Raw genomic sequence first — 5,083 nt, forward strand, 5'->3', positions numbered from 1 at the left:
AGTAATGGCAGAAGCTGGACTATGCCGGAAAATGTGTTGACGTCACCTGCAGCATGGGTGGCATCGCCTGACATGGCCCCGCTGACAACGTTCAGGCCCTGCTGATCGGTGCGGACTTTCAAGGCGGATGCCGGCATCAAAGCGTGACTCAAGCGCTGGGCGGCAGTTCGTCTGTGATGTGCGCCAAGGTGGCGCTGTCGGGAATAGCCAGCGTCGCACGCAACCCGCCTTCCGGTCGGTTGACCAGCGTGATGCGTCCGCCTAGCCGAGTGGCGATGGTGTTGACGATGGTCAGCCCGAGTCCCGCGCCCTGAACATTCCCGCGACTGTAAAACCTTTCGAACAACCGCTCGCGATCCGCTTCGTCGATGCCTGGGCCCTGGTCCTCGACGCTCAGCCAATAGTAGCCGTCCGCCTGACCCAGCTGCACGGTGATCACGCCTTGTTCGGGTGAAAAGTTTGCCGCGTTACTGATCAGGTTATTCAGCGCAATGTCGATGGCGGCAGCGTCGGCGACGACTTTAAAGGGGCGGTCCTGGACGTCGAAGGCCAGTTCAAGATTTTTGTTCAGTATCCAGGGCGTGAGCTGTGCCAGGCTGTCGCGCACTATTTCCGCCAGATCGATGCTGCTTAACACCGGCGCCATGGCTTTGGGTTCCAGGCGGGCCATGGTCAGCAATTGATTGACCAGTCGGCTGGTGCGGTCGACGCCGGCGATCAGAAACTCCAGAGAGTCACGGCGCTCTTCTTCGGTGCCGGCCTCCAGCAGGTTTTGTGCATGTACGCGCAGCACCGCCAAAGGCGTGCGCATTTCGTGGGCGGCATCCGCGATGAAGCGGCGTTCGCGGCCCAGTACTTCTTGAATCTGCGCCAGCATGCGATTGAGCGCCGCTTGCATGGGCTCCAATTCACTGGGCAGCGGGGTCAGTTGCAACGGTTCCAGCGAGCCGCTGTGCCGCGCCCGCAAGGTCGCCGCCATGTTTTCCAGTGGTTTGAGGCCCCAGCCGATAGCGACCCAGATCAATGCCGCCAAAATCAAACTGCCCAGTACATTGGGCCACAAGGTATGGCGCACGATCCGATCCACCAGATCCGAACGCACATCGTCTCGTTCGCCCACCCAGATTTTCAGATCATTTTGTTTGTCTTCGAGCATGAACGCGCGCCAGTGGCGGTTGGTCAGGTCGACCACATCACTGAAACCGGGTGTTGATGGCGGTGTATTGAAGGAGGGCGCGCTGGCCGTGTGTACCAACACTTTACCGTGGTCATTCCACACCTGGAAAGCCAGTTTGGTTTCATAAGGATGGCCGTCGCCCCTGGGCGCTGCTTCACCCAAGGCTTTGTTGAACGCCTGATACAGCTCGGCGTGATCCTTACTGGCCATGGGCATGCGCATCACACCTTGCAACAGCCGGGCGTTTCGAGCCAGTTGGGCATCATAGACTTCGGCAATTTCGTGATTGCTGTCGTGCAGATTGAACAGGCTGATCACGGCTACGCCGACCAGCATCAGGCTAATGATGAGCGTGAGGCTGCGGCGCCGGATCGACGTCATCGACGCTCCTCCACCAGATAACCGACACCGCGAATGGTACGGATCAGGTCGGTGGAGAATTTTTTGCGCAAGTGGTGGATGTGAACTTCCAGGGTGTTGCTTTCGGCTTCTTCGTTCCAGCCATAGAGCAACTGCATCAGATGATCGCGGGTCATGACCCGGCCAGGCGGCGAGAGCAGTTCGTGGAGCAACTGATATTCCTTGGGTGTCAGTGCTACCGGCTCGCCGTGATAGCTGACTTGCTGGGTACCGGGGTTCAGGCTGATCCCGGCGTGTTCGATCAGCATTTGAGCGCGCCCGACACTTCGCCGCAGCAAGGCTCGCAGGCGAGCCTTGAGTTCGGCCAGGTCAAAGGGCTTGATCAGGTAATCGTCAGCCCCGACATCCAGCCCGGCAATGCGATCTTCGGTCGCGTCCCGCGCGGTGAGGATCAGCACCGGCAGGTTGGAACCGCTGTCACGCAAGCGACGCAGTACTTCAAGGCCGTCCATGCGCGGCAGGCCGAGGTCGAGCACTGCCAGATCAAACGTTTCGCTCAGCAGCGAGTGCAAGGCGCTGGCGCCATCCTGCACCCAATCGACGGTGTAACCTTCGCGGCCCAAGGCTTGATGGATGCCCTCGCCGAGAGCAACGTCGTCCTCGATCAGTAATAAGCGCACACGAACTCCTGTCAGGCGAGTTTCTTGTTCACGTCCACCAGCAATGCTTCGATCTCTTTGCGCCGCCCCGCATCAGCGGATTCCCGGCCGGGCCTTGGGGGGGCTTGCAGGGCTTTTTGCAGCGCAAGTCTGGCTTCGCTGTAACGCTTTTGACGGTAGAGGTGATCACCCCAGAAGTACAGACTATCGATGCCGTCCGGGTTGAGTTGCAAGGCCTGTTTGAGTAGCTGTTCAGCCTTGTCCGAGTCACCGAAACCGATGGGCCAGCCCGGTACGCGGTCATAGAGCGCGCCCAGGCTCGTGTAGGCCGAGCCTTGCAGGGCTTTCGGGTCCAGGGTCAGGGCTTTCTCCAGATCGGCTTTCGCCACCTTGACCTTGCTCAGCGCACCGAGGCCACCTTGAGCACCGGCCCAACTGCTGGTGACGATGCCGGACCAGATCCAGGCTTCTGCCACCGATGGGCGTTCCTGGGCGAACGCGGAAGTCTGGGCCGCCAGTTTTTCAAACGCTGCGGTACGTTGCGCTTCGGGTACTTCGTATTGAATGTGCGCCCAGCTTTGCTGAATGCCCTTGAGGCGTTGCTGGTCGGCGGGGTCCAGCGCCCAGACACTTTGGCTCAAGGCCCCCAGCAGCAGGCATGCGATGATTTCTTTCATGGTTTTAAATGCTCGTTGTCGGGCTTTTCGCTCAGGCGACGGATCAGCGGCAATTGCTTGCGCAAGCCTCGGTCCACCAGATTGGGCAGCAGGCTGTTCAGGCGCACGAAAAAACGCTCCGGCCAGCCCAGGTACAGGTCACGGTGATCACTCGCTATCGCATGCATCACTGCGGCGGCGACCGTTTGCGGATCATCGACGTTTGCCTTGAGTGCATCGTTCAACGCCTGCGCCGCCGGGCTGTTCATACGAGTGCGCGTGGCGCGCGGGGCGACATAGAGCACACTGACACGGGTGTCCGCCAGTTCCCGGCGCAGGGCCTCGGAAAACCCGCGCAAGGCAAACTTGGTGGCGCAGTAGCTGGCGTAACCGGGGTAGCCAATGGAGCCGTAGGTTGAGCCGACGTTCACCACCATCGCACTCTCGGCTTGCTTGAGCAGCGGCAGCAACAGTTTGGTCAAACATATCGGCGCGCTGATGTTCACCGCCAGCATGGCGTCGATGTCGCTGTCCTCCAACTGTTCGAGCATGGCGAATTGGTTGACCCCGGCGGCATTGATCAGCAGGTTGATTCCACCAATGCTTTCGGCTGCGCTGAGAACCCGACGCCTGTCGGCGAGATCGGTCAGCTCCGCGCCGATCCAGCACAGGTGTTGCGGATAGCGCGCCAACAAGGACGCCAACGGTTCTTTTTGCCGCGACACTGCCAGTACCTTGGCACCACTGGCGCACAGGGCGGTTGCAATTGCCAGGCCGATACCTCCACTGGCACCGGTGAGTACCACGCGAGCGTCATGCAGTTGCATACAGTCTCTCCCCATCGCGCGGCAAGCCACAGAACATGTCGGTGTAGAGCGTGTACACCACTTTAGATGCGTGAATCACGGCCGCCTGGTCAGCCGGATCGTCGAGTGCATTCATCAGCCGGCGATAGGTCTGCATGTGTTCGATGTCCAGAGAACCGTGCGAGCTGAGGTAGCTGAAGGCCCTTTCCGGCAAGTCCAGCCGCTCGCGAATGCTGCCGGCCGCGTGGGTGGCCAGGGCGATGCTGGTGCCTTCCAGCACGTTGACCATCCCGAACAGGCCGACCGGGTTGTCTCGGGCAATCAGGTCGTAGAGAAAGCTGACCATCAATTCAATCGGCATGCACGGACGACCGTTGCGCACCGCGTCCTTGTCGCCACCGCAGGCTTCGATGTCATTGAGTACCCATTGTTCATGACCGTATTCATCCTCGATGTATTCGCAGACCGCTCCGCGCAGCCATTCCAGGCGCATCGGCAGACGCGCACCGCAGGCCATTATCAAGGGCACGGTATGGCGCACGTGGTAATAGGCTTGCGCGAGGAAAGCCCGATAACTTTCCAGGCTGACCTTGCCCTCAAGGGCATCGAGAATGATCGGTAGATTGAACAACGCATGGCGTTCTTGTTGCGTGGCTTCTTGCAGCCGGTCGAAAAAACTCATGATGCGGATTCCTCGGGAAATGCAGATTCAGACAGTTGCGTCTGGTAACGCTCGACGATGGCGTCACGGCGCAATCGGCCATTGGCGGTGAGCAGGCCATTGGCGGGGGTGAAGGGGTGATCCAGTCGGGTCCAGTGATGGACCTGGGCGTAATCGGGCAAGGCCTCGTTGGCTTGGTTCACGACGGCGGCCAGTTCATCGTCGGTGCACTCCGGGCGATGGGGCCAGAGCAGTGCATGGTTGCGCGGTATGGCTTCGCCGTAGACGAAGGCCTGGGCGATGTGGCGGCGCTGGGTCAATTCGGCCTCGACCCACTCCGGGTTCACGTTGCGTCCGAAACTGGTGACGAATTGATGCTTCTTGCGGCCATTGAGGTAGAGAAAACCTTCGGGGTCGAACTCGCCGAGATCGCCGGTCGGCCACCACCCATTTGCGGGCGGCGCCTCGCCCAGATAGCCAAGCAGGGTCGAGCCCTTGATCAGCACTTCGCCGTCCTCTGCCAGGCAAACCTCTACGTGGGGCAGGGGTCTGCCAACACTGCCGGGACGGTGCGCTCCGGGCCGATTGAGGCATACCACTGAGGCGCACTCCGACAGTCCGTAGCCTTCGTAAACCGGCAGTCCGATACGTCGCGCGCGGTCCAGCAATTCCTCGGAAACCCGCGCGCCACCCACCGCGGCAAAACGCAGGGTGCCGGGGTTGAAAGCTTTCTGTTCGGCGGCGTTGACCAGCATCAGTAACAG

The 5,083-nt window shown here is 60.5% G+C and carries 6 protein-coding genes; all 6 read right to left on the reverse strand.

All coding sequences use genetic code 11. The features are described 5' to 3' along the window. Positions 1–148: 148 nt before the first annotated feature. Positions 149–1,558, reverse strand: a complete 1,410-nt coding sequence (locus AC1DSG_RS27400) for an ATP-binding protein (RefSeq protein ID WP_477793675.1) — start codon at positions 1,556–1,558, stop codon at positions 149–151. Beyond that, a complete protein-coding gene (locus AC1DSG_RS27405) occupies positions 1,555–2,217 on the reverse strand; it encodes a response regulator (RefSeq protein ID WP_477793676.1) in 663 nt (220 codons plus the stop codon). The genes AC1DSG_RS27400 and AC1DSG_RS27405 overlap by 4 nt, the downstream gene beginning before the upstream one ends. Before the next feature lie 11 nt (positions 2,218–2,228). Further along, on the reverse strand, positions 2,229–2,873 hold the full coding sequence (locus AC1DSG_RS27410) for a tetratricopeptide repeat protein (protein WP_477793677.1): 645 nt from the start codon (positions 2,871–2,873) through the stop codon (positions 2,229–2,231). Beyond that, on the reverse strand, positions 2,870–3,679 hold the full coding sequence (locus tag AC1DSG_RS27415; protein WP_477793678.1) for an SDR family oxidoreductase: 810 nt from the start codon (positions 3,677–3,679) through the stop codon (positions 2,870–2,872). The genes AC1DSG_RS27410 and AC1DSG_RS27415 overlap by 4 nt, the downstream gene beginning before the upstream one ends. Beyond that, the gene (locus AC1DSG_RS27420; protein WP_477793679.1) at positions 3,666–4,340 is read right to left on the reverse strand and encodes a TenA family transcriptional regulator; all 675 of its coding nucleotides are present in this window, start codon (positions 4,338–4,340) and stop codon (positions 3,666–3,668) included. Before AC1DSG_RS27420 ends, AC1DSG_RS27415 begins: the two co-directional genes overlap by 14 nt. Next, positions 4,337–5,083, reverse strand: a 747-nt coding sequence (locus AC1DSG_RS27425) for an AMP-binding protein (RefSeq protein ID WP_477793680.1), incomplete at its 5' end; no start/stop codon positions are given. The genes AC1DSG_RS27420 and AC1DSG_RS27425, both read right to left, overlap by 4 nt.

It is taken from the genome of Pseudomonas sp. P5_A12 (genome assembly GCF_056400685.1).

Bases quoted from the DNA above. Each gene is read 5' to 3' on its own strand.
- AC1DSG_RS27400 (WP_477793675.1), bottom strand. From the start codon at position 1,558: ATGACGTCGATCCGGCGCCGCAGCCTCACGCTCATCATTAGCCTGATG.
- AC1DSG_RS27410 (WP_477793677.1), bottom strand. From the start codon at position 2,873: ATGAAAGAAATCATCGCATGCCTGCTGCTGGGGGCCTTGAGCCAAAGT.
- AC1DSG_RS27415 (WP_477793678.1), bottom strand. From the start codon at position 3,679: ATGCAACTGCATGACGCTCGCGTGGTACTCACCGGTGCCAGTGGAGGT.
- AC1DSG_RS27420 (WP_477793679.1), bottom strand. From the start codon at position 4,340: ATGAGTTTTTTCGACCGGCTGCAAGAAGCCACGCAACAAGAACGCCAT.